Annotated in this window: 22 protein-coding genes; 11 read left to right on the top strand and 11 right to left on the bottom strand. The window is 61.5% G+C overall.

Annotated elements, in window-relative coordinates; genetic code table 11:
* Positions 1-57: 57 nt before the first annotated feature.
* Entirely contained in the window at positions 58-831 is a 774-nt protein-coding gene (locus tag C0Z16_RS20665; RefSeq protein ID WP_102633951.1) for a TIM barrel protein, read from the bottom strand.
* Positions 832-910: 79 nt separating this feature from the next.
* The gene (locus tag C0Z16_RS20670) at positions 911-1,930 is read right to left on the bottom strand and encodes a sugar ABC transporter substrate-binding protein (protein ID WP_102633952.1); all 1,020 of its coding nucleotides are present in this window, start codon (positions 1,928-1,930) and stop codon (positions 911-913) included.
* A 200-nt stretch (positions 1,931-2,130) separates the two neighbouring features.
* Here C0Z16_RS20670 and C0Z16_RS20675 point away from each other — a divergent pair, with 200 nt between their 5' ends.
* Complete coding sequence (locus C0Z16_RS20675) at positions 2,131-3,825, top strand: extracellular solute-binding protein (RefSeq protein ID WP_102633953.1); 1,695 nt, start codon at positions 2,131-2,133, stop codon at positions 3,823-3,825.
* Positions 3,826-4,256: 431 nt separating this feature from the next.
* Here the strand turns inward: C0Z16_RS20675 and C0Z16_RS37805 are convergent, their stop codons facing one another.
* Positions 4,257-4,412, bottom strand: coding sequence for a hypothetical protein (locus C0Z16_RS37805; RefSeq protein WP_158244503.1), 156 nt, complete (start codon positions 4,410-4,412; stop codon positions 4,257-4,259).
* 693 nt (positions 4,413-5,105) lie between these two features.
* Here C0Z16_RS37805 and C0Z16_RS20680 point away from each other — a divergent pair.
* Complete coding sequence (locus tag C0Z16_RS20680; RefSeq protein WP_102633954.1) at positions 5,106-6,362, top strand: tyrosine-type recombinase/integrase; 1,257 nt, start codon at positions 5,106-5,108, stop codon at positions 6,360-6,362.
* A 249-nt stretch (positions 6,363-6,611) separates the two neighbouring features.
* Here C0Z16_RS20680 and C0Z16_RS20685 read toward each other — a convergent pair whose 3' ends face one another.
* From C0Z16_RS20685 to glnT, 5 genes are all read right to left on the bottom strand, one after another.
* The gene (locus C0Z16_RS20685) at positions 6,612-8,006 is read right to left on the bottom strand and encodes an ammonium transporter (protein ID WP_102633955.1); all 1,395 of its coding nucleotides are present in this window, start codon (positions 8,004-8,006) and stop codon (positions 6,612-6,614) included.
* Between the two features lie 258 nt (positions 8,007-8,264).
* Positions 8,265-9,626, bottom strand: coding sequence for an FMN-binding glutamate synthase family protein (locus tag C0Z16_RS20690; RefSeq protein WP_027194725.1), 1,362 nt, complete (start codon positions 9,624-9,626; stop codon positions 8,265-8,267).
* 49 nt (positions 9,627-9,675) lie between these two features.
* Positions 9,676-10,365 carry a GltB/FmdC/FwdC-like GXGXG domain-containing protein gene (locus C0Z16_RS20695; protein ID WP_102633956.1) on the bottom strand — a complete coding sequence of 230 codons (690 nt, stop codon included), beginning with the start codon at positions 10,363-10,365 and terminating at the stop codon, positions 9,676-9,678.
* Positions 10,353-11,261, bottom strand: a complete 909-nt coding sequence (locus tag C0Z16_RS20700) for a class II glutamine amidotransferase (RefSeq protein WP_102633957.1) — start codon at positions 11,259-11,261, stop codon at positions 10,353-10,355. The genes C0Z16_RS20695 and C0Z16_RS20700 overlap by 13 nt, the downstream gene beginning before the upstream one ends.
* Before the next feature lie 12 nt (positions 11,262-11,273).
* On the bottom strand, positions 11,274-12,662 hold the full coding sequence (gene glnT, locus C0Z16_RS20705) for a type III glutamate--ammonia ligase (protein ID WP_175130638.1): 1,389 nt from the start codon (positions 12,660-12,662) through the stop codon (positions 11,274-11,276).
* Between the two features lie 190 nt (positions 12,663-12,852).
* Between glnT and C0Z16_RS20710 the strand changes: the two genes are divergently transcribed.
* A complete protein-coding gene (locus C0Z16_RS20710; protein WP_102633958.1) occupies positions 12,853-13,455 on the top strand; it encodes a helix-turn-helix domain-containing protein in 603 nt (200 codons plus the stop codon).
* A gap of 233 nt (positions 13,456-13,688) precedes the next feature.
* Here C0Z16_RS20710 and hutG read toward each other — a convergent pair whose 3' ends face one another.
* A complete protein-coding gene (hutG, locus tag C0Z16_RS20715) occupies positions 13,689-14,483 on the bottom strand; it encodes an N-formylglutamate deformylase (RefSeq protein WP_102633959.1) in 795 nt (264 codons plus the stop codon).
* A 24-nt stretch (positions 14,484-14,507) separates the two neighbouring features.
* The gene (locus C0Z16_RS20720) at positions 14,508-15,473 is read right to left on the bottom strand and encodes a LysR family transcriptional regulator (protein WP_102633960.1); all 966 of its coding nucleotides are present in this window, start codon (positions 15,471-15,473) and stop codon (positions 14,508-14,510) included.
* 202 nt (positions 15,474-15,675) lie between these two features.
* Between C0Z16_RS20720 and C0Z16_RS20725 the strand changes: the two genes are divergently transcribed.
* From C0Z16_RS20725 to C0Z16_RS20745, 5 genes are read left to right on the top strand one after another with little or no spacing between them, the layout of a single operon-like run.
* Entirely contained in the window at positions 15,676-16,863 is a 1,188-nt protein-coding gene (locus C0Z16_RS20725) for an NAD(P)/FAD-dependent oxidoreductase (protein ID WP_102633961.1), read from the top strand.
* 22 nt (positions 16,864-16,885) lie between these two features.
* Positions 16,886-17,659, top strand: a complete 774-nt coding sequence (locus C0Z16_RS20730) for an electron transfer flavoprotein subunit beta/FixA family protein (protein WP_102633989.1) — start codon at positions 16,886-16,888, stop codon at positions 17,657-17,659.
* A complete protein-coding gene (locus C0Z16_RS20735; RefSeq protein ID WP_102633962.1) occupies positions 17,656-18,588 on the top strand; it encodes an electron transfer flavoprotein subunit alpha/FixB family protein in 933 nt (310 codons plus the stop codon). The genes C0Z16_RS20730 and C0Z16_RS20735 overlap by 4 nt, the downstream gene beginning before the upstream one ends.
* The gene (locus tag C0Z16_RS20740) at positions 18,588-19,262 is read left to right on the top strand and encodes a HutD/Ves family protein (RefSeq protein ID WP_102633963.1); all 675 of its coding nucleotides are present in this window, start codon (positions 18,588-18,590) and stop codon (positions 19,260-19,262) included. Before C0Z16_RS20735 ends, C0Z16_RS20740 begins: the two co-directional genes overlap by 1 nt.
* 11 nt (positions 19,263-19,273) lie before the next feature.
* A complete protein-coding gene (locus tag C0Z16_RS20745; protein ID WP_102633964.1) occupies positions 19,274-20,941 on the top strand; it encodes an electron transfer flavoprotein-ubiquinone oxidoreductase in 1,668 nt (555 codons plus the stop codon).
* 237 nt (positions 20,942-21,178) lie between these two features.
* Here C0Z16_RS20745 and C0Z16_RS20750 read toward each other — a convergent pair whose 3' ends face one another.
* A complete protein-coding gene (locus C0Z16_RS20750; RefSeq protein ID WP_102633965.1) occupies positions 21,179-21,472 on the bottom strand; it encodes a DUF1330 domain-containing protein in 294 nt (97 codons plus the stop codon).
* Between the two features lie 250 nt (positions 21,473-21,722).
* Here C0Z16_RS20750 and C0Z16_RS20755 point away from each other — a divergent pair, with 250 nt between their 5' ends.
* Genes C0Z16_RS20755 through C0Z16_RS20765 form a run of 3 tightly spaced genes read left to right on the top strand, consistent with a single transcriptional unit; the run spans position 21,723 to position 24,037 of the window.
* Complete coding sequence (locus tag C0Z16_RS20755) at positions 21,723-22,325, top strand: amino acid synthesis family protein (protein WP_102633966.1); 603 nt, start codon at positions 21,723-21,725, stop codon at positions 22,323-22,325.
* Positions 22,294-23,112 (top strand): alpha/beta fold hydrolase, encoded by an 819-nt coding sequence (locus C0Z16_RS20760; RefSeq protein ID WP_102633967.1) that lies wholly within the window; start codon positions 22,294-22,296, stop codon positions 23,110-23,112. The genes C0Z16_RS20755 and C0Z16_RS20760 overlap by 32 nt, the downstream gene beginning before the upstream one ends.
* 1 nt (position 23,113) lies before the next feature.
* The gene (locus C0Z16_RS20765; RefSeq protein ID WP_102633968.1) at positions 23,114-24,037 is read left to right on the top strand and encodes a flavin reductase; all 924 of its coding nucleotides are present in this window, start codon (positions 23,114-23,116) and stop codon (positions 24,035-24,037) included.
* Positions 24,038-24,045 lie beyond the last annotated feature (8 nt).

The following is a 24,045-nucleotide window of genomic DNA, read 5'->3' on the forward strand; positions in this document are numbered from 1 at the left end:
GTGATCGGTCATCCGATCGCGCAGGACGAAGACTTCGCGCACTCCGCTTTTTGCGCGTCAAACGGAGAACGCGTCTCTGAATCGTTGCAACGCCAGTTCGTCGCTGCCGCTCGCCCACGCCTCGAGCGCGACTGTGCCTCGATAGCCGGCTTCATTCAGCGCACGGGCGATCGCCGGGTAGTGGATTTCGCCCGTACCCGGCTCGCAACGTCCCGGGACATCGGCCACCTGGATTTCGCCGACATACGGCAATGCGCGCCGCACGAGTTCGATCAGATTGCCCTCCCCGATTTGCGCGTGATACAGATCGAGGTTCAGCCTTAGGTGCGGGCTGTCAACCGCCTCGACGAGCGCGAGGGTGTCTGCCGCGCGGGCAAACGGAACGCCCGGATGATCGACATCGGTATTCAGGTTCTCGAGGCAGAACGTCACATCCGCGCGCCGACCGAGTTCCGCGGCGTCTGCCAGTGTGCGATACGCCGCCAGCCACATCGCGCCGGTCATCATCGTGACGGAGCTGACGGGCCGTCCCTCCGGGCCAAGCCCCGTCCCGTGCAGATTCAGGCGCGGGCAGCGCAGCCGTTTTGCCACCTCGATCGACAATTCGGCGGTTTCGAGCAACGCGGCCGCACCCTCCTTCGTGACAAGATCGCCTTTCATGTAGCCTGTCATCGACGAAAACACCGCGCCGCTCGCGGCAAGTGCACTTATGTCGTGCTTCGTCCAGTCCCAGATCTCGACTTGAAACCCCAAGCCTGCGATCTTGCGAACGCGCTCGACGAACGGCAGGTCGCGAAACACCATCTCCGCGCACACGGCTAGCTGGAACATCAGGCATCCCCTCGACAAAAATTGCATGAATGGCGCTAATTGAGATATGCGATGGCCTGCACCGCAATGGAAAATCCAATCAGCGATATTGGCCGGCGTACTTTTCGACCAGTGCGACGTTTGAGCGGGTCACGAAACCCGGTCCCGTATCCACCCCATTGCTGCGGAAATACGGCGCGAGGCCATAGGCGCGCAGTCGTTGCTGGAATTTCGGGTCGGTCTTGAGCTGCGCACAGGCTTTCGCGACGTCGCGCGTGTTGTCACGATTCATGATCGCGAGCAACGCAACAGGGATATAGCCTTGCAGATAGGGCTGCTGGTCGATCGCGAACGCGGCTGTGCCCGCGTCGATCGCCTTGTCCACTTCCGGCGTGAGGTCGAACGTCGCGAAATAGATTTTTCCAGCAAGGCCGAGCTTGCGGATCGCGCGAAGCGAAGGCACCGCCGACGTCGGTCCGAGCGCGAGCACGGCCTGCGTCTCGGGATGCGTATGCAGCGCGGCAAACACTTTGTTCTCCACTTCGATCGGGTCGTTGCCCGAATCGGGCGTGTTCTTCTTGAAGTCCACGCCAATCGCATCGCCGAACCCGCGGCACCGCTCGAACGAAACCGGATTCGTTGCGTTGTTGTTGACGCACAGGAAAGTTTTTATCCCCGCCGCTTTGGCGCGCTCACCGGCCTGCTTGCCGGCTTCGTACTCGGGCTGCCCGACATGCAACAGCGCGCCGAGCTGACGGCTCTGTGCCTCGCTTCCCGAATTAAATGTGATGACCGGCGCCCCCTTCTCGACGATGGTCTTGACTGGCCGCTGAATCACGTCGAAGTCGGCGATCGTCGTGGCTACGCCGTCATAGTTGCGCGCAGCCGCCTGCTCGAGCAGCCGGGTCATGTCGGCGAGGTCGCCGTTGGGCGGATTGCGGTAGTCGACGGTTACGCCGAAATCGGTTTGCGCATCCGCGATGCCGTTCTTGACGACGTTCCAGAACGGGTCGGCGTCCGGAGCGTGAGTCACCACAACAAACCGGGGGCCGGCGGCAAGCGCCGGAAGGCCGCAAAGCAGCAACGCCCATGCGGCCATCAGCTTGACTAGTCCTCTCATCGTCGTCTCCTGTCTTTCGTGTCGTCGCGCGCCGTGAGGCGCTGCGTCACTGCATCGTAGGCTCAAGCTTGGCAAACGCCGGCACGATCGAATGTCCATTCTGGTTATCTCGTTTAATTTCAAATGGTTATTGTCAGACTTGCTGGGTACCAGGTAAGCGCGCGCGGCTATACTGTCGCTGACCAGAACGAGGCGCCCACATGCATGCACGTGATCTTCGCGCGACGATCGCTGTCGTAAACAAACTGGGCGACATCCTGCGTGCGCAACTCGGCGATGAGGCTCAAGCGATGTGGCCGGTATTGGCTGCGCTCTTGCAGAACCATCTGGACGGCAAGGAAACCGCGATCACGGCGCTTGCCGATCTGTCCGGGCTGCCGCGCACGAGCGCGCGGCGGATCGTGTTTGCGCTGAAAGCAAAAGGGTGGCTGCGATTGCGCGCCCGCCCGGGGCGCGGCGCTCGTGCTACGGTCGCACCATCGGCGACGCTGCTCGAACGCCTGGACCGAATCACCGAACAGACGGTGCGGCTCATCGTGAGTGCGAGCGACGCCACATCGCTCGATCGCTTCGATGCTTCAACGCTCGCGCCTGCATCGGAAGTTGGATGGCCACGCGCTGCGTCTCAAGGCTTCGACGATGGGATCGAAGTCACCCTGATCGCCTACGAAGATCCGGTGTTCGACATTCTCAAGCGCAACCGAACCGATATCGAGCGTTTCCTGGGTAACCGACTGCAGGTGCACACCTATCCGCAGCACAGCTATCGCGAGGTGCTCGACGTCACGCTCCGGGACGCGAGCCGCATCGGCAGTGACACCCCTGTGCTGGTCGCGATTCCGTTCCCATGGCTCGCCGAACTGTCGCGAGACGGCCGCCTGTTCGAACTGCAAGCGTTACAGGCAAGCGGGGGAATTTCAGACGCCGATTTTTATGATGCCGTCTGGCAGGCAGGCTGGGTCGACGACCGACTTTACGCGATCCCGCTACAGCCGGCCCTCGATTTTTTATGGTATCGCCGCGATCTATTCGAGGCGGAGGGCCTCGAGCCGCCCAGGACATTCGACGACGTCATCAAGTGCGCAAGCCGACTTCAGCGGCGCACGCTCGAACGCTCGGGGATTACGTGGAACATGGCGCCCGGGCTGCCGCTCGCCGAATCGTTCCTGCAGATTCTCGGGGCGCAAGGACAGATGTCGTTCGACGAACGCGGCGTGCTGCTCGTCGACGATGAAATTGGACGCAGCGTGATCGAGTATCTACGCGAGCTGATTCCATGGTCTCCGCCCAACCCACGCAGCGTACACTGGACTCGCAACGCGCAGATTTTCGGTGCCGGCAAGGCGGCGATGTGCTACCACTGGTCGAACCGTTACGGGTTGCTCGACAGCCATACGCTTCTGCAAAAAGGCGGGCGCATCGGCCTGCAATTGCATCCGACCGTGACGCGCGACATGACTCCGGTATCACCGCTCGGCGGCGCGCTGCTCGCCATTCCATCTCGCAACGACGAGCGCGCCACTGCCTGCGCGTGGCAGGCGATCGAGACATTGACGTCTCCCGAACTGATGAAGTACTTCGTGCTGCATGGCGCCGCCGGCAACGCACGGCATTGTGTCGCGGAAGACAGGTACGTTCTGCAGCGCAACCGGGTGATTGCTGTGATGGATGAGCTCGCGCGGGCGAGACAGATCTCGTTGTTTCCGTCCGTACCCAGTTCGAGGTATCAGGCGCTGATCAAGACGCTTAGCAGCCATCTGGAACGGCTGTTGTTCGATGGCAATGGCGATGTCCGGACAGGCGTTTCCCGCTTGCAGGACGCGCTCGCAGGATCGAGCGACGATGGGCACGGACCGGTTCGATCCGATGCGCGCCACAACAATCTCTCGTCTTGATGTCTCGCATTGGGTTCTTTGCAGACACTCGAGTGCTCAGCCCATGTCCGGTTCAGTTCCGACAATATCATCGGTTGCCCTCGAAGATCGCCTTCGTCGCTTCGTCGTTCTTCGCATTTGTCGAGACTGCCGCACGACGGTGAAGGATTTCGTGGCGTGTGTATTTCCCATGCGCTTCGGAGATTTGTTTCATCGTATGCGGCGGGCTTCCAGGTCACATGAAACGTCACGGCCATTACGATCTCATTCTCTGCGAGCACGAACTGCTGATCACTTAGGGTGGTACCTCCGATCTCGAACGACCTATCTGGATCGTCGCCGCGTACGGCCAGCAGAAATTCTTTCCGCTCATCGCGTGACAGTCTGGCGACATATCTCGGCAGCGAGAATTCGACGGCTTGCCTGATGCAGTGCGCGCACCAATTTCTGAGTCAGGACAGCAGTTCAATAAAACTGAGTTCGTCGGGGGTCACGAGGTCGAGTGCGCGGGCGAACGCGACCTTGCCACGCGCACCATTCATGTCGAGCCGCGCGACAACCTCCATCACTTCATCACCGAGCTTGTGTCCGACTATGTAGCCACCCATTGCAATTGATTGCACTCACATGGCATCGCCCAACACATCGCTAAAACTTGTTTTCGGGCACCGTTCGAGCTGGCGGCCTGAATGGCAGTGGCCGGTTGTTCGGTGGACGACTGAGACCAGTGAATGAACTTCAGCGCGACGAACCGAGTCACCGCAACGAATCGCTGCGAAATGACCAGACGAACCTTTGTCTTTTCCAATGCGCCAGCCAATTCAGCAGTTATCAACCTAAGGTCGGCTCTCGTCGCTCTCGACGGCCCGAACAAGTCGTGCAGTGCGCTGGCCAACGCTTCCGCTTGGCGCAGTTCTAGACCGGCGCCTGTGAGCGCGTCGGGCAATCCGCCGCGTGTCGATCATCGGTACCCGCTAGCTGGGCCGCTATGAGGGTAGTTAGTTTCCTTCGGCGAGAACCTGCTTTGAAGCAAATAGCAATTGCAGCGTAGGTTGGACCGTAGGTTGATATAGGTCAGAAAAGGAAAAAGCCCCGTAAGTCGAACTTACGGGGCTTTTTGTTCCGCTTTGGCGGAGACGGAGAACTTCTCCGCTTGTCACTGCAGATCACGCCAGATCATTCAATGTCACATAGTCATTTGTTTTAAAGGAAATTATTGTCCATTTCCGTTTGATGGCGCATGCTTAAATCGACCGTCTTGGCATGGGTAAAAACGTGGGTAGACGCCGCTCGAGGACAGTATGGCCCTAAAACTTTTCAAGCTTACCGACCGCATGGTCCGGGAAATGAAACAGCGCGGTTACTTCGGCGATGGCGGCGGTCTCTGGCTGCAGGTCAGAAGTTCAGGCAGCAAATCATGGGTTTTCCGGTACACGCGAAACGGCCGGACCCATGAGCTGGGGCTGGGTTCCTATCTGAATGTCCCGCTGGGCACGGCACGACAGAAAGCGGAGGCAATACGCCACGCGCTCGGGCGCGACGAGGATCCACTCGCGGCGCGCATCGCCGCGCGGGCGGCGGCTGCGGCCAGGCTCACCTTTGCACAGTGCGCCGAACAATATATTGCTATGCACAGCCCGGGGTGGAAAAACCCCAAGCACGCCGACCAGTGGACCAATACCCTCGACACTTACGCGATGCCCGTCATCGGCAAGCTCGATGTCGGGCTTGTCGATACCCAGCATATCGTGCAGATCCTGGAACCGATCTGGGTCAGCAAGAACGAAACTGCGTCCCGCGTACGCGGCCGCCTGGAGCGCGTGCTGGCGTGGGCCAGAACCCGCGGCCTGCGCACCGGCGACAACCCGGCGACCTGGCGTAATCATCTTGATACCCTGTTGCCCCGTCCCGCCTCGGTACAACGGCAGAAACATCACGCAGCCCTTCCCTTCAAGGACATCCACGCGTTTGTCACCGGGCTGCATGCGCAGCCCGGCGTGACGGCGCGAGCGCTCGAATTCACGATTCTTACTGCGACGCGCACCGGCGAGGTCATCGCAGCCACCTGGGAAGAGATCAATCTGCGGGAGGCGGTATGGATCATTCCGAAGACACGGATGAAGGCGAAGCGCGAACACCGGGTCCCGCTGTCCAGCCGCGCGATCGAGCTTCTGACGCAGATGAAGAAAGCACGCAGGAGCGATTTCGTTTTCCCGGGATGGAAGGCGGGAACCGGCCTGTCGAACATGGCCATGCTTCAGTTGCTGCGCAAGGCAGGCCGTCCGCAACTGACGGTTCACGGATTCCGCTCCACGTTCCGCGACTGGTGTGCCGAAATGACTGCCTACCCTCGCGAGCTCGCCGAAGCAGCGCTTGCGCATACGCTGAGCAACAAGGCAGAAGCCGCCTACTTCCGCAGCGACATGTTTGAGAAGCGGCGCGAAATGATGCAGGCCTGGTGCCATTACATCAGCATGGCGCCAGCCGGAACACCGCGACCTCGCACCGCCGGACCCGACCGAGCCGCGGAGCCCTCGCGGGAGGTTGTTTCCGGCTAACGTGGAGCATGCATGCGACCATGCCTGGTTGTCCAAGGTGCGGTCGACGTTTTGGGGCCACAGGACGGGAATTTTCGTTGCAGCTACTGGCGAGATGGTCTCTCCCCTACGCTTGATTGCCGACGTCTATCGCTCGAATCAACATTCGTGACATGCAGCATAAGAGCCGGCACCTTTCATGTCCCTTGTCACCGGCCTCGTAGTGCCAATTTTTGCACCCCAAAGCCAGCTCTTTCACGCTGCCGAATGTCAGGAATGGTAGGCTGATTCCCCATGCGAACTGACATCGAGCCCTTCCCGCTCACCCTCCTGTTCGATACGCAGTCCGACCGTCATGTCGACCAGCTTGAACGCGACGATCGATACCACCGCCGACCAGACCAGGGAGATACCCACGCCCCAACACTGCGCGATCAACTGGGCGAACATATCGTAGTCGCCGACCTTGTTAGCGACATAATCGTAGACACCGGTGCCACCGAGTCTCGGCGACGCAAACACGCCCGTCAGCAGTGCGCCAACCACTCCCCCGAGACAGTGCACACCAAACACGTCGAGCGAGTCGTCGACACCAAGCAGACGCTTTAGCCCGTTCACGCCCCAGTAGCAGACGCCCCCGGCGATCAAGCCCATCACGATCGCCCCCATGGGCCCGACGTAGCCGCATGCGGGCGTGATCACGACGAGTCCGGCAATCGCGCCGGACACCGCGCCGAGCATCGACGGCTTCTTCTTCAGCACCCATTCCACCAGCGTCCACGATACGGTGGCCGCGCATGTGGCGAGCAGGGTCGTGATGAACGCCAGCGTGGCCGCGCCACTGGCTTCGAGGTTCGAGCCGACGTTAAAACCGAACCAGCCGACCCACAGCAGCGATCCGCCCACCATTGTCATCGTGAGGTTATGCGGTGCCATCGTTTCGCGACCGAAACCGGTACGCTTGCCGATCATGACCGCGCCGACCAGCGCCGCGATGCCCGCGTTAATGTGCACCACCGTGCCTCCCGCAAAATCGATCGCACCCTTCTGGAACAGGAAGCCCGCGGTCGCGGTCGCCTTTTCGCCCGCGGCACCGCTTGTGTAGGCATCGGGACCAGGCCAGTACCAGACCATATGTGCAATCGGAAGATATGAGAACGTGAACCACAGCACCATGAAAAGCAGCACCGCGGAGAATTTGGCGCGCTCAGCGATGCCGCCGATGATCAACGCCGGGGTAATCGCCGCGAACGTCAACTGGAATGACACATAGATGAATTCCGGAATCACGACACCCTTGCTGAACGTCGACGCCGTCGAGTCCGGCGTAATGCCGGCAAGAAACGCCTTGCTCAAACCACCGAAGAAGGCATTGCCCTCGGTGAAGGCGATGCTGTAGCCATACACGGCCCACAATATGCCAAGCAGGCAGAACACCACGAGTGTCTGCATCAGCACGGACAACATGTTCTTGGCACGCACCATGCCGCCGTAAAACAGCCCGAGGCCCGGCGCGGCCATCATCACGACGAGCAGCGTGGCGACGATCATCCAGGCGGTATCGCCCTTGTTCGGCACTGGTGCGGCTGCGGCGTTCTGCGCGTACACCGGCACAGCGAGCGCCAGCATCATGAGTAACGCAAAAACCCTGTTCAGTCTTTTCATTGCGCGATCCTGTAGAAAACGTCGAAGCGTGCTCGTGCGCGATGGACACTGCGCAAGCAGGCGGTGACCGTGATGAGTGTGGGGTAAAACCGAATCCAATGGCGACTGCTACGCTGGTCTAAACCAGCGGCGATACCCGACCGCCGCGGCGCGGTCCTCCGCTAGAGCCGCACACAATGCATCAACCTCCGCGACAGTCCCGACGCCCGGCGTTACTCGCATGGCGAGCCCCGCACCGGGCGTCGAATCCAGCACCGATCAGTACGTCTGCCCCGGAATCCACGACGTACCCGCCAGCGGAATACGCGCCATTGCGGCGGCTTCCACGGTCAACGCAACGAGGTCCTCGGGCTCCAGGTGATGCACGTTCTGCTTGCCGCAGGCCCGCGCGATCGTCGTCAACTCCATGTTCAGCGTCTTCAGGTAGTTGCGCACGCGGCGCGATCCTTCTTCCGCCTGCACGCGCTGTTCGAGCACGGCGTCCTGCGTCGTCACGCCGACCGGGCATTTGCCGGTGTGGCAGTGATGACAGAACCCCGGCGACGTGCCGAGCGCGGCATAGTCCGCCGTCGCCGGATGCAGCGCGCCGTTCTGAAAGTACGTATCGCTATTGCAGCCGAGCGCCATCAACATGCCCTGCCCGATCGCGACCGCGTCGGCGCCCATGGCGAGCGCCTTGGCCACGTCCGCGCCGGAGCGAATGCCGCCCGACACGATCAACTGCACCGTGCCCTTCATGTTCAGGTCTTCGAGCGCATCCACGGCCTGACGAACCGCGGCCAGCGTCGGAATACCCACGTTCTCGATAAAACATGTCTGGGTGGCGGCAGTGCCGCCCTGCATGCCGTCGATCACCACCACGTCCGCCCCGGCATGCACGGCCAGCTTGACGTCGTTGAACGTACGCGTCGCGCCGACTTTCACGTAGATCGGTTTTTCCCAATCGGTGATTTCGCGCAATTCCTGAATCTTGATCGCCAGATCGTCGGGACCGGTCCAGTCCGGATGACGGCTCGCCGAACGCTGGTCGACGCCCGCGGGCAGTGTGCGCATGGAGGCGACGCGCGGGTTCACCTTCTGCCCGAGCAGCATGCCGCCGCCGCCCGGCTTCGCGCCTTGACCGATCACGACTTCGATCGCATCGGCGCGGCGCACGTCGTCGGGATTCCAGCCGTAACGCGACGGCAGGCACTGATACACGAGCGTCTTCGATGAGCGTCTTTCTTCCTGCGTCATGCCGCCGTCGCCGGTGGTTGTGGACGTGCCCATCGCGGTGGCCGCCTGGCCGAGCGCTTCCTTCACGTTCGCCGACAGCGCGCCGAAGCTCATGCCCGCAATCGTGATCGGAATATCCAGCACAACGGGCTTCTTCGCGAAGCGCGTGCCGAGCACCGTTTGTGTCGTACACTTCTCGCGATATCCTTCGAGCGGATAGCGCGAGAGCGACGCGCCGAGAAACAGCAGATCGTCGAAATGCGGCACGCGGCGTTTCGCTCCGAGACCGCGAATTTCATAGAGTCCGCGCTGCGCGGCGGTGTGGATGTAGTCAATTGTCTTGCGGTCGTAGCCTTGCGACTCTTCCTGCTGCAAGCGGGCGAAATGGATGGGTTTGGCTTCCATGGAAATCTTCTCTGTGAACTGGTTGTTCGGTTGCAGCTGCAGGCAGCGCTCAATACTCCTGGTCCGCGTCAGCGTTCCAGTGGTAGAGCGTGCGGGCCGATGCAATGCGCTTGAACGAGTGCGGGTCGTGACCGAGACCCGCGGCGTCGAGCAATGCGCTGACCGCCGTCACGTCCGCTTCGGTCATCGGTTCGTACTGCGCATCCGCGCCGAGCGACTTCACCTCGCCGCGCACATACAGCACGGCTTCATACAGCGAGTCGCCCAGTGCGTCGCCCGCATCGCCGCAGATCACCATGCGGCCGGCCTGCGCCATGAAGGCGGAGAAACTGCCCACCGAGCCGCCGACCACGATATCGCCGCCCTTGAGCGAAATCCCGCAGCGCAAGCCCGCATCACCGTCGATCACGAGCAGACCGCCATGTGCGGAAGCTCCCGCGCCGTTCGATGCAAAGCCCTTCACGTGGACCTTGCCGCTCATCATGTTTTCCGCGACACCGGTGCCGGCGCTGCCTTCCACGATGATCGTCGCGAGCTGGTTCATGCCGCCCACGTAATAACCGGCGTGTCCTTGCACCGTGACCGTCACGTGCGCGTTGACGCCCACCGCGATGTTGTGCGCGCCGTTCGGCGACGTGATATCCACCTTGACGCCTTCGAGCGCTTCTTTCTCGCCATGCAGATACTGGTTCAGCGCGCGTACCGACGACCCTTCAAGGTCAAACGTCATGCTTTCCATACGTACATCTCCTCGGGTGCGGGTTCGAATACCTTGGCGTTCCTGATGTCCGGCAAGTGCGCAAGCGAGCGAAACTCGGAGGCGATCGCCACGTAGTCGTCGTTTTCCGCGACCACCGCGGGTTTGCACGCGAACGGATCGCGGATCAGCGCGAGTTCGGTCGAGGTGCCCATCAGGAACGTGTAGAAGCCGTCGAGTTCTTCGAAGCCCTTCTGCAACGCGACCGGCAGTTCATCCCCTTCACGCAGCCGCCACTCGAGAAAGCGGCACGCGGCTTCGGTGTCGTTGTCCGTCTCGAAGCGGATACCTTGCGGCTCCAGCTTGCGGCGCACGCCATGCGCGTTCGACAGCGAGCCGTTATGCACGAGGCAGAAGTCTTCGCCGGCCGTGAACGGGTGCGCGCGATCGGGCGTGACCGCCGATTCGGTCGCCATCCGCGTATGGCCGACAAGATGCGAGCCTGTGAGCTTCGAGAAGTCGTAACGTTGCGCGACCTCGGCAGGCGAGCCGATGTCCTTGTACAGATCGATCGAGCGCCCGGTGGATAACAGGAACAGCTTCGGGAAATGCTCGGCGAGCCACGCCTTGACTGTTTCGACCTTGCCGTTCACGGTCAGCACCGCGTGATTGCTCTTCGTCTCCACACGCGCATTCACGTCGATCGCACCGTTGAGCGCATCGAGCAACGCGTTCCAGTCGAAGTCGTTTCCCGCGTCAGTAAAGCCCGCATACAGGCTCAGCTTGCGCTGGCTTTCGCCGACCGCGCAGCCGAACACGGCGAGTCCGGCCGAGTCCGGGCCGCGCTCGGTCATGCCGATCAGCATCGGCACCATCAATTGACCAAGTTGCGCGCGCAGTGCCGGCGTCTTGACCAGCAAGCCTACAATTCCACACATAGTCGTACCCCCTTAGAAAAATTCCAGATAGCTTTTCATTTCCCAGTCTGAGACATGGCGCATGTATTCGAGCCATTCCATTCGTTTGAGCTTGATGAATTCATCGGCAACCGGGCCGAGTGCGTCGCAGATCAGCCGGTCGCTTTCGAGTGCGTCGAGCGCCTGTTCGAGGTTCTGCGGCAGGATGCCGATCTGGTGCTCGCGCAACTTCGCAGGCGACCAGTCGTAGAGGTTTTCGTTGGCCGGCGCGCCCGGTGACAATTCACGTTCAACGCCGTCGAGACCCGCGGCGATCACGGCGGCCGTCGCGAGATACGGATTGCATGCGCCGTCGGGCAGACGCAGTTCGATGCGCTCGCCTGGCATGCGCACCATCGTCGAGCGGTTGTTATCGCCATAGCTGATGTAGGCCGGCGCCCACGTGGCGCCCGTTAGCGAGCGGCCCACCACGAGGCGCTTGTAGGAGTTGACGGTCGGGTTGCAAAGTGCGGCGAGTGCGGGCGCGTGCGCGAGCAGTCCCGCCGTGAATTGATAGCCGAGCGTGGACAGTCCCATGCCAAGTTTGTCACTTTTGTCCGAGAACAGATTGCATTCGCCGTCGCCGATCGACATGTGCATGTGCATGCCGTTGCCCGGCCGGTTCGCGAACGGTTTGGGCATGAACGAGCAGATCATGCCTAACTCGTTTGCGATCTCGGAGGCGGCCATCTTGAAGAACACGTAGTGATCACACGAAGTCAGGCAATCGGTATACGTGTAGTTGATTTCGAACTGGCCGTTCGCGTCTTCGTGATCGATCTGATAGACGTCGATGCCGACCGAGCGCATCGATTCGGTGAGCCTTTCCAGGAAGACCCGCGTACGCGACAGTCCCTTGTAGTCGTAGCACGGCTTGGCGAGCGTATCGCTCGGGTCGCACGGTTCGATCGCGCCCGTCACCGAGCGCTTGAGCAGCGAGAACTCCGGCTCCAGTCCGGTGAAAAGCGTCCAGCCGCGTTGTGTCATGCGCGCGACCTGCTTCTTCAGCGTGACGCGCGAGTCGTATGCCCACGGCTGCCCGTCGACGTGGCCGTCGCAGACGATTCGCGCGAGACCGTCCTGCCAAGGCACCGGCGTGAGCGTCGACAGATCGCCCACCGCCATGTAGTCCGGACCGTTCGGCTCGATGCCCACGCCCCAGATCGCGAAGCCCGCAAAGCCGGCTCCCGCCTTCAGCACACCCTTGAGATGCGCGACCGGGACCGACTTGGCCTTCGCGACCCCGTGAATATCCACGAATTGCGCCAGCACGTATTTCACGCCGCGTTGCGTGAGATAGTCCTGGGCCTCTTCAGCCGAGCCAAAGCGGGGCACGCTACCCAACTCGTTGACCGGCAGCTTGCTCGCATCGTTCAGGTTCATCGTCACTCCTTGCACCACCATCGCTGGCTGATTGGCGAGTCATGCCCCATTGCACGACCCCACTGCGAGCCTGTTCGCAGCATCAATACAAATTTATTACCGTGCAACAATAGTTCCCAACAAGAAACATTCAGGGCGCAATGCGGCCTTTCTTATCTGCTACCCTCACGCCTTTCAACGAGGTTCAACCATGCAAAACGGCGAAGACAGCAAAAACTCGCTCGAACGCTATCTGGGCGCCACGATCCGCGAACTTCGCCAGCGCCACGGGCTGACCATCGCCCAGGTGTCGGAGCAGGCCGGGATCAGCCGCGGCATGCTCTCGAAGATCGAGAACGCCCAGACTTCCACCGGGCTCGACGTGCTCCACCGAATCGCCAATGCGCTCGGTGTGTCGATGTCCACCCTGTTCCGCCGCTTCGACGTTCCTGAAGGCGGCGCCCAACTCGTGAAGAGGGGCGAAGGCATGGAGGTGGTCCGTAAAGGCACCAAACGCGGCCACACCTATCACCTGCTTGCCTACGACCAGGGCCCCAAAAAACTGTTCGAGCCGTTCCTGATCACGATGGACGACGAATCGGAAACCTTCCCCGTCTTCGAACACCAGGGCACCGAGTTCATCCACATGCTCAAGGGTGTCATCGAGTACCGGCACGGCCAGCAAACGTACATCCTGCATCCCGGCGACACCCTCACCTTCCAGGCCGACGTGCCCCACGGTCCCGAGCGGCTGATCAAAATGCCGATTCAGTTCCTGTCCATCTTCGTGTACGGCGAAGGTGACCGGGACTGATGCGCCTTCATTCACCGCTACCTCTTATGCAACCTCCATGCCATGATTACCAATAGGAACATAAGATTCATGATGGGAAACACTTTGGGCGAACCGACGGCATTGGAACAGGTGACTTCCGCGGATCCTCACCGCATCAAAGCAGTGCGGTTTACCGACCTGCGCGGTGCCTCGCTGCACAGGAACGGCACCTCGGGTTCAGATACATCAACAGCATGACTTATACAAAGTGGTCACAGGTGCTCGAGCGCATTCAGCGCGCCGCCCACCATGCGTTGCAGCGTCGGTTGAAGCGCCGCGGCGCGTGCGTCGTGATAGGAGAACGGCGCGTCTTCATTCATGTAGATGCACTGACACATTTCAAGCTGAACCGCGTGGATACCGCGCTCGGGTTCGCCATAGTGACGCGTGATATAACCACCCTTGAAGCGGCCGTTCGCGACCCACGTATAGGCGCTGTCCGCAGCGGCTCGTTCGGCTGCGTTTTGCACGAGCGCGTTTGCGGTGCGGCCGTCTTGCGTCCCGAGATTGAGATCCGGCAACTTCGCGTCGAAAAGGCGCGGCAGTACGCTCGCGATCGAATGTGCTTCCCATAACAGTACATTCGGATGCCGCTGGCGCAGCCTCGCCAACTCCGCTTGCAATGCCGTGTGGTATGGCTGCCAATAGGCAGCCACGCGGCGTTGCTTCTCCGCCTGATCGGGTTCCTGGCCGGGCCGGTAAACCGCTTGGCCCCGAAACGTCTCCGTCGGACAGAGGCCCGTCGTCGTTTGGCCGGGGTACAGACTCTCGTCGTTCGGCGGCCGGTTCAGGTCGATCACGTAGCGCGAGAGTCGCGCACCCAGCAAGGTCGCGCCCAGCGCTTTCGCAAAATCGTAGAGACGGTCGAGATGCCAGTCAGTGTCCGCCACACTCAGTGCCACCTCCGAATACCCATGCTTCAACGACGACGGAATCTCCATGCCGAGATGCGGGATCGAAATCAGCAATGGCGCATCGCCGATATGCAGCTTGTAAAGCTCACTCATCGTTGACTCCTTTAAATTTATCTCTCAACGCAGCGCGCCATCGGGCAAATGCGGCAATACGCGGGCCAGCGCCGGCCGGATACTGTGATCGAGCACGCCACGTGTGAGTGTGATGATCTCCGACGCGAAATCGTCCCATTCACCCTGACGATGCAGCAGAAAAAAATCACGACGCCCAAGACGGCTATCGGGCAACGGCAATACGGCAATGTCGTCGAGATAATGACGCGCCTGCCACAAACAGAGCGGCGTCGAAATGGCGAATCCGAGCCCTGCGGCCACGAGACTCAATAGTGGATCGGTCGCGTCGAATTCATAGCGCCGCGCGCTCTCTATGCCAAGATGCCGCGCGAACCGCTCAACCTGCTGGCCGATCACGGAACGCGCCGTATAGCGGATCAGCGGCAATTCCAGTGCGAGCGTGCGCCAGTCGACGTTCTTGCCCTGATCGAGATAACGTCGCGCCACGACGGCCACGAAGGCTTCCGAAAACAGCGGGACTTCGACAATCCGTGCGTCGCTCAATAACGTCTGCGTGCAGATCGCCACGTCCAGTTCACGGTCGTGCAACTGCTTGCTGAGGCCCGGCGTCAGGCCAGACCAGAGCGAAATCTGCCGCGCCGAGCCCGATACCGCCCGGATCAGTTCGGGCCCCACGGTGGCCGCGAACGAATCCACGCAACCGAGCCGCACCGGCAGCTTGCCTGCATGCGACGCATCGCCGACGCGCGCGCTCACCATCTGCGCATGTTCGATCAACGGACCGGCCAGTTCCAGCAATGCGCGTCCAGCGATATTGGGGCGTGGCGGCCGGCTTTCGCGATCGAACAGATCGACGCCTTGATCGCGCTCCAGCGCGCTAATGGCCTGGCTGATCGCGCTCTGGCTTACGCCCAACTGCTTCGCCGCGCCCGTCATGGACCCCGCCTCGCAGACTGCGATGAAAGCCTGCAACGCGCGCAGGTCGATGGGAGGTTGGGTTCGTCGCATGAAAACTCCGCTGGTTATCGCGTCTGGCGCCTTTCGCCTTCTTGCCCTCTTTTGTCACGGAAGAGCGTGCATGATGCTTTTTTTCTGCCGGCACTTGCCGACCATGAGCAATCCACGGTCTGCACCATAAGTTTGCCTAATACAAAAGTCCCGTGGGGTTCGGTTGCCTAGAATCGGCTCCATCTTCAACGCAGAGGTTCACATGAGCCATTACGATTTTGTTGTGATCGGAGCCGGTGTGATCGGAGCCTCGGTAGCCCATCATCTGGCCGCGCTCGGCGCGAAAAGCGTGCTTGTGCTCGAACGCAGCACCATTGGCGCGGGCACGACGTCACAGTCGTCCGGTCTGTTGCGCACCCATTATTCGGTGAAACAGAACGTCGAACTGGCTCGCTCGTCGTGGTGGGCTTTCAACAATTTCGCCGAATATGTTGGCGACGACGAAGCGTCGTGCGGTCTCGTCAAATGCGGCTACATGATTTCCGCACCGGACGGCGGAAAGATCGATCCGCTGCGCGCGTCGTTGACCGCACAGCAGGACATGGGTATCGAGGTCCAACTGCTGGACCGGGCCGAGGCGCGCGAACGCCTGCCGATCGCGCAATTCGACGACGCCGCGTTGATCGGCTACGAGCCGGAAGCGGGCTTCGCCGACGCGTATCTGGTTGCGACCAGCTTCGCTCGAGCGGCGCGCCGGCAAGGCGTCAAGATCATGGAGGGCGTGAGCGTCACCGGCGTAGTACGCGAAGGCCGCAAGGTGGTTGGGGTTCAGACGTCGGCGGGCTCGTTCAGCTGCGGCGCGCTGATCAGCACGCAGAACATCTGGACGCCGGAGATGGCCGCGTGGATGGACGTCGAATTGCCGGTCAAGCCTGAACGTCATACGGTGCTTGCACTGGAATGCGACGCAGCCGCCTATTCGTTCAAGATGCCCGCGTTCAAGGATCTTGGCTCAGCCGGGATGCTCTACTACCGCAGCTATGGCGGCAGCCAGATGCTCGTGTCCGAAGGCGTGGTCGGCGAAACGTTGAATGCGCCGGAGACCGAGCAAGGCGATATCTCGCTCGATTACGTCGGAGAAGTCGGAGCGCAAGTCGCCGAACGCTTTCCCGCTTATGAGACCGCAGGTCTGGCGTCGTCATGGACGGGTGTGTACGACGTCACGCCCGACTGGAATCCGGTGCTCGGCTCAGTTGGCGATATCGAAGGACTGGTGGTGGGATTCGGTTTCTCGGGACACGGTTTCAAGCTGTCGCCGGGGGTCGGTAAGATTCTCGCGCAGCATGCGCTCGGACTGCCCACTGACGTTTCGCTGGACCCCTATGCGTTGAGCCGGTTCGCGAGCGGCGCGCTGCTGGTCGGCAAATACGGCGCGGGCGCCGTGTCCTGATCCGGAGCCTATCCACATGACCATTCGAATTCTCGTTCCCGTCAAACGGGTCGTCGATGCCAACGTGCGCGTGCGGGTCAGCACGAGCGGCGCGATCGACACAACCGGTTTGAAGATGTCGCTCAACCCCTTCGACGAATGCGCGGTCGAAAAGGCGCTGCAACTCAGGGAGGCAGGCGTGGCCTCCCAGGTAACGGTGGTGACGTGCGGCCAGTCCACCAGCCAGGACGTGTTGCGCACCGCCCTCGCGATGGGCGCCGACGACGCCGTGCTGATCGACACTGGCGCCGCCAGCGCCACCGTGGACTCGCTGGCCGTCGCGCGCTCGCTGCGCGCGTACATGGCAACGAGCGACTTCGGCCTCGTCCTATGCGGCAAGCAGGCAATCGACAACGACATTGGCGGCGTCGCCGCAATGCTCGCGGCGTTGCTTGGCTGGTCCCAGGCGCTGAACGCAAGCGCGTTGTCCGCACGCGACGCTCACTGGCAGGTGACGTGTGGCGATGACGGCGGCACATCCGTGTGGGAACTGGACGGTCCGAGCGTTATCAGCGCGGACTTGCGTCTGGCCGAGCCGCGTCGCGTCACGCTGCCGAGCATTGTCAAGGCGAAGCAGAAACCGCTTGTGACGATCGACGGCGCATCGCTCGGCGTCGATATGACGCCGAGCACGACGATCGTCGAACTGCGAGACCCGCCTGTGCGCGAGGGCGGCATCAAGGTCGCGAATACCGTCGCGCTGCTGGATGCGCTCGCCGCGCAGCGTCCGTTGGACAACCTGGGAGCACCGGTATGAGAAGCCTTGTGGTAGGGGAATGGGAGCATGGCGAGCTCGCGGAATCGACGCGGCGCGCCGTCACTGCGGCGTTGCAACGTGGTTTGCCGGTCGACGTCCTGGTACCGGCAGCAGGCGCCCACGCTGCGGCCAGCATCAGCGGCGTGGAGCGCGTGCTCGCCATCACGGGCGATGTGGCTCATGTTCAGGTGCCCGAAACGCTCGGCATGCAGCTTCAGGCCGTCTCTCACGATTACACGCTGATCGTCGCGAGTCACCGCAATCTCGGCCGCAGTGCGTTGCCGCGTGCCGCTGCGCTAACCGATGGCGCGTTTCTCGCGGACGTGACCGGCATCGACGCGCAAGGCCGCTTCACGCGAGGTCTTTATGCGGGCAGCGTCATCGCCAAAGTATCGGTCACAGCGCGCGTGACGTTTGCCACGGTACGAACCTCATCTTTCGTTGCGGCGCGGGCATCGGGCGGCGCCGCCGCGATTGTCGAAACGAAACCGGTCGCCGCGTTCAAGAAAACGAAGCTACTGGAGCGCCAGGCATCCGGACAATCCGGACGCGATCTGAGCACGGCACGTGTCGTCATCTCGGGCGGCCGCGGACTGGCATCGAAAGACAACATGGTCCGTCTCGGCGAGTTCGCCGATCGCATAGGTGCCGCACTCGGCGCATCGCGAGCCGCCGTGGATGCGGGTTATGCGCCGAACGCCACGCAAGTGGGACAGACCGGCAAAACCGTCGCACCCGATGTGTACTTCGCATTCGGCATTTCCGGCGCGATCCAGCATCTGGCCGGCATGAAGGATTCGAAGGTGATCGTCGCCGTCAACAAGGATCCGGACGCGCCGATTTTTTCGGTGGCGGATTACGGCATCGTCGGCGATCTGTTCGATGTATTAAGTGAACTCGAAGCCCACGCCGGCGCAAGGGCAGCGTGATGGAACTCGACCTTCCGAACCCCATCTCGCGCTATAGCGGCGAAGCGCTGGGTCATCTGAAAACGCATCGTGCCGACGAGAACCTCCCGTCGGTCCGCTTTCTCGACTGCACGTCGGTCTCGCCCGAACCATGGGTCAACGGCGGCGGTACGACCCGCACCCTCGCTCGTGGCGCGAATCCGGCGGGCGTAGCCGACTGGCGCGTGAGTCTGGCGGACCTTAAGGGCGCCGCGCGGTTTTCGCAATTCCCTGGCTTCGAACGCACGCTGCTGCTGATCGACGACGGCACAGTCGATCTGCATTCGCAGGATGGCCAGCTGCTCGCGCGAACCGGCCAGCCTGTGCAGTTCTCCGGCGACCTGCACGTGTGGGTCAGCTTGCCGACGAAACCCGTTCAGGTACTCAATGTGATGGCCCGGCGCGAAGCCTGCCGCGCGAAAGTCAGCGTCGCCACGAACGCGCTGCGGATAACGCCAGCAAGCGTGCAACTGTTGATCAGTCTCTCCGGACAATGGAGCCTGTCGAGTGAGTTGCTGAAGAACGTCACGCTGTCGCCGATGCATGGCATCTGGATCGAAGGCCGAAGCGAGGAGCTGGATCTGCATCATGTCGGCCCCGGCGCAAAGCTGGTGTCGATTGCGATCGAACCGAACGTCCGGACGCCCGCGCAATAAGGCATTCGACCATGCACAACCTCATTGAGCAGTACGGTCCTCGCGAGTCGATGGAATACGACGTCGTGATCGTCGGCGGCGGCCCGGCTGGGCTGTCCGCGGGGATCCGGCTGAAACAGCTGGCGGCGGAAAAAAGCGTCGAGCTTGGCGTGTGCGTCCTCGAAAAAGGCTCAGAGATTGGGGCGCATGTTCTGTCCGGCGCGGTGATGGACCCGCGCGCGCTGACCGAACTGATCCCGGACTGGAAGGAAAAAGGCGCGCCGCTGACGGTCGACGTGACCGAAGACCGCTTCCTGTTCCTGTCGGAGACGGGCGCGAAGAGCGTGCCGACCTGGGCGCTGCCGGACAATTTCAAGAACCACGGCAACTACGTGATCAGCCTCGCGAACGTGACGCGCTGGCTTGGGACAATGGCCGAGGCGCTCGGCGTCGAGATCTTCCCGGGCTTTCCGGCGGCCGAAGTGCTGTACAACGACGACGGCTCGGTCAAGGGCGTCGCGACCGGCAACCTCGGCATCGGCAAGGACGGCGAGCCGACCGGGAACTTCCAGCTCGGCATGGAGCTGCACGCGAAGTACACGCTGTTCTGCGAAGGCGCGCGCGGCCACCTCAGCCGTCAGCTTAACGAGAAGTTCAAGCTGCGCGACGGCGTCGATCCGCAGGTGTACGGCATCGGTATCAAGGAGCTGTGGGAGATCGATCCCGCCAGGCACAAGCCGGGTCTGGTGATGCACACGGCCGGCTGGCCGCTCGAAAACGACACCTCCGGCGGCTCGTTCCTCTACCACATGGACAACAACCAGGTCGTGGTCGGCTTCGTGGTCGGCCTCGGCTATTCGAATCCGTATCTGTCGCCGTTCGAGGAATTCCAGCGCTACAAGACGCATCCGGTGATCCGCGCGATTCTCGAAGGCGGCAAGCGCGTGTCCTACGGCGCGCGCGCGATCACCGCGGGCGGCCTGATGTCGTTGCCGAAGCTGGTGTTCCCGGGCGGTGCGCTGGTCGGCGACGACGCGGGCTTCCTGAACGCGTCGCGCATCAAGGGTTCGCACGCCGCGATCAAGACCGGCATGCTCGCCGCCGATGCCGCGTTCGACGCCGTGCAGGCCGGCCGTCAGTCGGACGAACTGAGCGCCTACCCGGAAGCGTTCAAGACGTCGTGGCTCTACACCGAGCTGTATCGCGCGCGTAACTTCAAGCAATGGATGAGCAAGGGTCTCTACCTTGGCACGCTGATGGTCGGTCTCGAGCAGAAGCTGCTCGGCGGCAACGTGCCGTGGACGCTGCATCATCAGCATTCCGATCACGAGATGCTGAAGCCGGCGTCGCAGTGCAAACCGATCACGTATCCGAAGCCGGACGGCAAGCTGACGTTCGACCGGTTGTCCTCGGTGTTCATCTCGAACACGAACCACGAAGAAAACCAGCCGGTGCACCTGACGCTGAAAGATCCGACGGTGCCGGTGAACGTGAACTGGCAGACCTACGCGGGACCGGAGTCACGCTTCTGCCCGGCAGGTGTCTACGAGTTCGTGAAGAACGAGAAAAACGAAGACCGCTTGCAGATCAACGCGCAGAACTGCGTGCACTGCAAGACCTGCGACATCAAGGACCCGACACAGAACATCGTGTGGGTCACGCCGGAAGGCGGTGGCGGTCCGAATTATTCGAACATGTGACCATGTCAAATTAGAAAGCGGCTTCAACTTTGAAGCCGCTGTCTCGTAAATACTGACGAATCAACAAGCATTTGCCACCACCATGGCACGGGGCCCTTTTCAACGTATTACAAAGAAACGAGAGTAAGCGGTTCGCGTCGACGGTCGCAGGCAGTGACTGACATAAACATCAAAGCAGCCTCTTGAACGGCACTAGACCTTCATGATCTCGCTTGCGCAATACGGCCCCCCGCAAGCCTATCCGCCGTCTAAACCCTCGACAATCGACACTTGCGCGATGCAGTGTCCGTCTCGCGCCTGATTGGCCGACTGATATTCGGGTGAACTGTAGCAATCCAGCGCTGTTTGCATGTCGCTGAACTGGATAACCACGTGGCGCGCGAACGACTCCCCTTCGAGCACTTTCGACGCGCCTCCACGCGCCAGGAAAACCGCCCCGAATTTCTTGAATGCCAGCGGTGCGATGTCAGTGTAATCCTTGTATTTCACAGGGTTGAGCACGGTGACATGAGCAATCCAGTATGCAGTCATCTTTCCTCCTTTCCACCCTCAAAGATCTATTAGCCATTACCGCCTGATACGCCGACGTCGAATTTCCGGCTACTTCGCGCGACGCTCGTCAGCGCACATTGACCCTCGCACGAGTGCATTTCATGTCCTGAGCGCGGGCGACGCCATTTCCTGGGCCGCCATCCGTGCGCTAGGGTTAACACTCATGGTACGCCGTACTATGGCATACCACAATACTTTACATCAACAACTGACCTTGGGACACCTTGCCATGAGCCTGATTCGCAAATCTATTCTCCATGTCGAGACGGTCTTCGTGGATGGCGACAAAGCCGCCGCGAAGCCGCTGAAGATGATCGGCGCGGCGGCCGTCATCAAAAACCCGTGGGCAGGCCGAGGCTATGTCGAAGATCTGTCGTCCGAGATTCGCGCAATCGCGCCGCAACTCAGCGAGCACCTCACGAAGCTTATCCTTGACGAGGCGGGGTCAGGCGAAGCGGTCGAGGCGTTCGGCAAGAGCGCGATTGTCGGCCTCGACGGTGAGCTCGAGCATGCGTCCGCGCTGATCCACACGCTGCACTTCGGCAACATCTATCGCACGGCCGTCGGCGCCAAGTCGTATCTGGCTTTCAACAACACGCGCGGCCCGGCAAATGCGCCGCTGCTGATCCCGATGATGGACAAGAACGACGAAGGCCGCCGTTCGCATTACCTGACGCTACAGTTCGCGATCGCCGATGCGCCGGCGCCGGACGAACTGGTTATCGCAATTGGCGGCGCGACCGGCGGCCGTCCGCATCACCGCATTGGCGATCGTTACAAAGATCTGGCAGAACTCGGAAATGACCTCAACAATCCTGCATCTGTCAAGTAATCGCGTCGCGCACTATCTCGAGCAGGGAACTGGGGAGCCACTGGTCCTGATTCATGGGGTGGGCATGCAGGCGCGTGCGTGGCACCCGCAGATCGACGATCTGTCGGCCGAATTCAGGGTGATTTCGGTCGATATGCCCGGGCACGGCACGAGCACCGCGCTGGACGTGAATGCCGGCTTGCAGCAATTCGTGAATTGGGCCATCGAATTCATCGAAGCACTGGACGCAGGCCCCGTCAATCTAGCGGGTCATTCGATGGGTTCATTGATTGCCGCGGGCGTGGCCGTCACACGGCCCGATCTGGTCAGGCGCGTAGCAGTTCTGAACGGCGTGTATCGTCGAACACCGGAGGCCCGCGACGCCGTGCTGCAACGCGCGGCCGAACTTCGATCGGGAACCATTGACGTCGAGACACCGCTCAGGCGCTGGTTCAATGCCGGGGAAGCGCAGCGCATCGCGGCGCAAAAGGTCGAGTCCTGGCTGAAATCCGTCGATCTGGCAGGTTACGCCACGGCCTATACGGCCTTCGCGAGTGGCGATGAAGTGTACGCCGACGGCTGGCATACGATTGCCTGCCCTGCTCTCGTGCTCACAGGTTCGGATGATGCGAATTCGACGCCGGAGATGGCAGAACAGATGGCCAGTGCCGCCCACAACGGTCGTGCCGTCGTAATCCGCAACGAGCGCCATATGGTGAACCTGACCGCCCCCGAGGAAGTCAATCGCGCCCTGCGCGCGTGGCTGCAGACCGAGCATCTCGCCGAAACGTTGAAATCGGAAGTGTGATATGACCCAAGAGACCGCCAGAATCAATCCTCGTGAACTGCGCGATGCATTCGGCGCCTTCATGACAGGCGTCACAATTGTGACGACGGCAGGAGACGACGGCAAGCCGCTCGGCTTTACCGCAAACTCGTTCTCGTCAGTTTCGTTGGACCCGGCGTTGCTGCTCGTGAGCATCGCAAAGACGTCGAGCAACTACCAGACGTTTTCCACGACGGGACACTTCGCCATCAACATTCTCGCGGAAGGCCAGAAGGATTTGTCGAATACCTTCGCGCGGCCCAGCGACGATCGCTTCGCCGACGTGAACTGGCATCTGAGCGCGAACAACAACCCGCTCATCGGCGACGTCAGTGCGTGGTTCGACTGCACAACGCACACGGTGATCGATGCGGGCGACCACGCGCTCATCGTCGGCAAGGTCGAGGCATTCCACTCTGCTGGCTACGCGGGCCTCGGCTATTACCGCGGCGGCTATTTCACGCCCGCCAAGGTATCGGCCGAAGTGATCGCCGGCCCGAAAGTCATCGTGAGCGCGATCATCGCGCGGGACGACAAGGTGCTGCTCACGCGGGACGCGGACAACAGATGGCGTCTGCCTTCGAAAGAAATCGGCAAGGAAGGCGCCGACAAGGCACTCGCCGAGATCTTCGCGAAGTACCAGCCGAACGCATCGGCAAGCTTCATCTATTCGGCGTACAACAACACCGAAACCCACTACCAGTACATCTCGTTTCTCTGCAGCGCGCCGGATGAGGCCGCTGTTGCGGGCGAATTCGTGAGTCTCGACGAGATCGGCTCGAATCAGTTCCAGGACGCCGCCGTCGCCAGCATGCTCGAACGCTACCGCAAGGAAAGCCAGTTGAAGAGCTACGGCATGTACTACGGCGACCATAGCCAGGGCACCGTCCGCCCGCTTCTTTCCTGAAAGGTTAC

It is taken from the genome of Paraburkholderia rhynchosiae (assembly GCF_002879865.1).
Lineage (GTDB): Bacteria > Pseudomonadota > Gammaproteobacteria > Burkholderiales > Burkholderiaceae > Paraburkholderia > Paraburkholderia rhynchosiae.

What these genes read in the sequence shown, in the direction of transcription:
- C0Z16_RS20665 (WP_102633951.1), bottom strand. Translation starts at nt 831, where the DNA reads ATGTTCCAGCTAGCCGTGTGCGCGGAGATGGTGTTTCGCGACCTGCCG.
- C0Z16_RS20670 (WP_102633952.1), bottom strand. Translation starts at nt 1,930, where the DNA reads ATGAGAGGACTAGTCAAGCTGATGGCCGCATGGGCGTTGCTGCTTTGC.
- C0Z16_RS20675 (WP_102633953.1), top strand. Translation starts at nt 2,131, where the DNA reads ATGCATGCACGTGATCTTCGCGCGACGATCGCTGTCGTAAACAAACTG.
- C0Z16_RS37805 (WP_158244503.1), bottom strand. Translation starts at nt 4,412, where the DNA reads ATGGGTGGCTACATAGTCGGACACAAGCTCGGTGATGAAGTGATGGAG.
- C0Z16_RS20680 (WP_102633954.1), top strand. Translation starts at nt 5,106, where the DNA reads ATGGCCCTAAAACTTTTCAAGCTTACCGACCGCATGGTCCGGGAAATG.
- C0Z16_RS20685 (WP_102633955.1), bottom strand. Translation starts at nt 8,006, where the DNA reads ATGAAAAGACTGAACAGGGTTTTTGCGTTACTCATGATGCTGGCGCTC.
- C0Z16_RS20690 (WP_027194725.1), bottom strand. Translation starts at nt 9,626, where the DNA reads ATGGAAGCCAAACCCATCCATTTCGCCCGCTTGCAGCAGGAAGAGTCG.
- C0Z16_RS20695 (WP_102633956.1), bottom strand. Translation starts at nt 10,365, where the DNA reads ATGGAAAGCATGACGTTTGACCTTGAAGGGTCGTCGGTACGCGCGCTG.
- C0Z16_RS20700 (WP_102633957.1), bottom strand. Translation starts at nt 11,261, where the DNA reads ATGTGTGGAATTGTAGGCTTGCTGGTCAAGACGCCGGCACTGCGCGCG.
- glnT (WP_175130638.1), bottom strand. Translation starts at nt 12,662, where the DNA reads ATGAACCTGAACGATGCGAGCAAGCTGCCGGTCAACGAGTTGGGTAGC.
- C0Z16_RS20710 (WP_102633958.1), top strand. Translation starts at nt 12,853, where the DNA reads ATGCAAAACGGCGAAGACAGCAAAAACTCGCTCGAACGCTATCTGGGC.
- hutG (WP_102633959.1), bottom strand. Translation starts at nt 14,483, where the DNA reads ATGAGTGAGCTTTACAAGCTGCATATCGGCGATGCGCCATTGCTGATT.
- C0Z16_RS20720 (WP_102633960.1), bottom strand. Translation starts at nt 15,473, where the DNA reads ATGCGACGAACCCAACCTCCCATCGACCTGCGCGCGTTGCAGGCTTTC.
- C0Z16_RS20725 (WP_102633961.1), top strand. Translation starts at nt 15,676, where the DNA reads ATGAGCCATTACGATTTTGTTGTGATCGGAGCCGGTGTGATCGGAGCC.
- C0Z16_RS20735 (WP_102633962.1), top strand. Translation starts at nt 17,656, where the DNA reads ATGAGAAGCCTTGTGGTAGGGGAATGGGAGCATGGCGAGCTCGCGGAA.
- C0Z16_RS20740 (WP_102633963.1), top strand. Translation starts at nt 18,588, where the DNA reads ATGGAACTCGACCTTCCGAACCCCATCTCGCGCTATAGCGGCGAAGCG.
- C0Z16_RS20745 (WP_102633964.1), top strand. Translation starts at nt 19,274, where the DNA reads ATGCACAACCTCATTGAGCAGTACGGTCCTCGCGAGTCGATGGAATAC.
- C0Z16_RS20750 (WP_102633965.1), bottom strand. Translation starts at nt 21,472, where the DNA reads ATGACTGCATACTGGATTGCTCATGTCACCGTGCTCAACCCTGTGAAA.
- C0Z16_RS20755 (WP_102633966.1), top strand. Translation starts at nt 21,723, where the DNA reads ATGAGCCTGATTCGCAAATCTATTCTCCATGTCGAGACGGTCTTCGTG.
- C0Z16_RS20760 (WP_102633967.1), top strand. Translation starts at nt 22,294, where the DNA reads ATGACCTCAACAATCCTGCATCTGTCAAGTAATCGCGTCGCGCACTAT.
- C0Z16_RS20765 (WP_102633968.1), top strand. Translation starts at nt 23,114, where the DNA reads ATGACCCAAGAGACCGCCAGAATCAATCCTCGTGAACTGCGCGATGCA.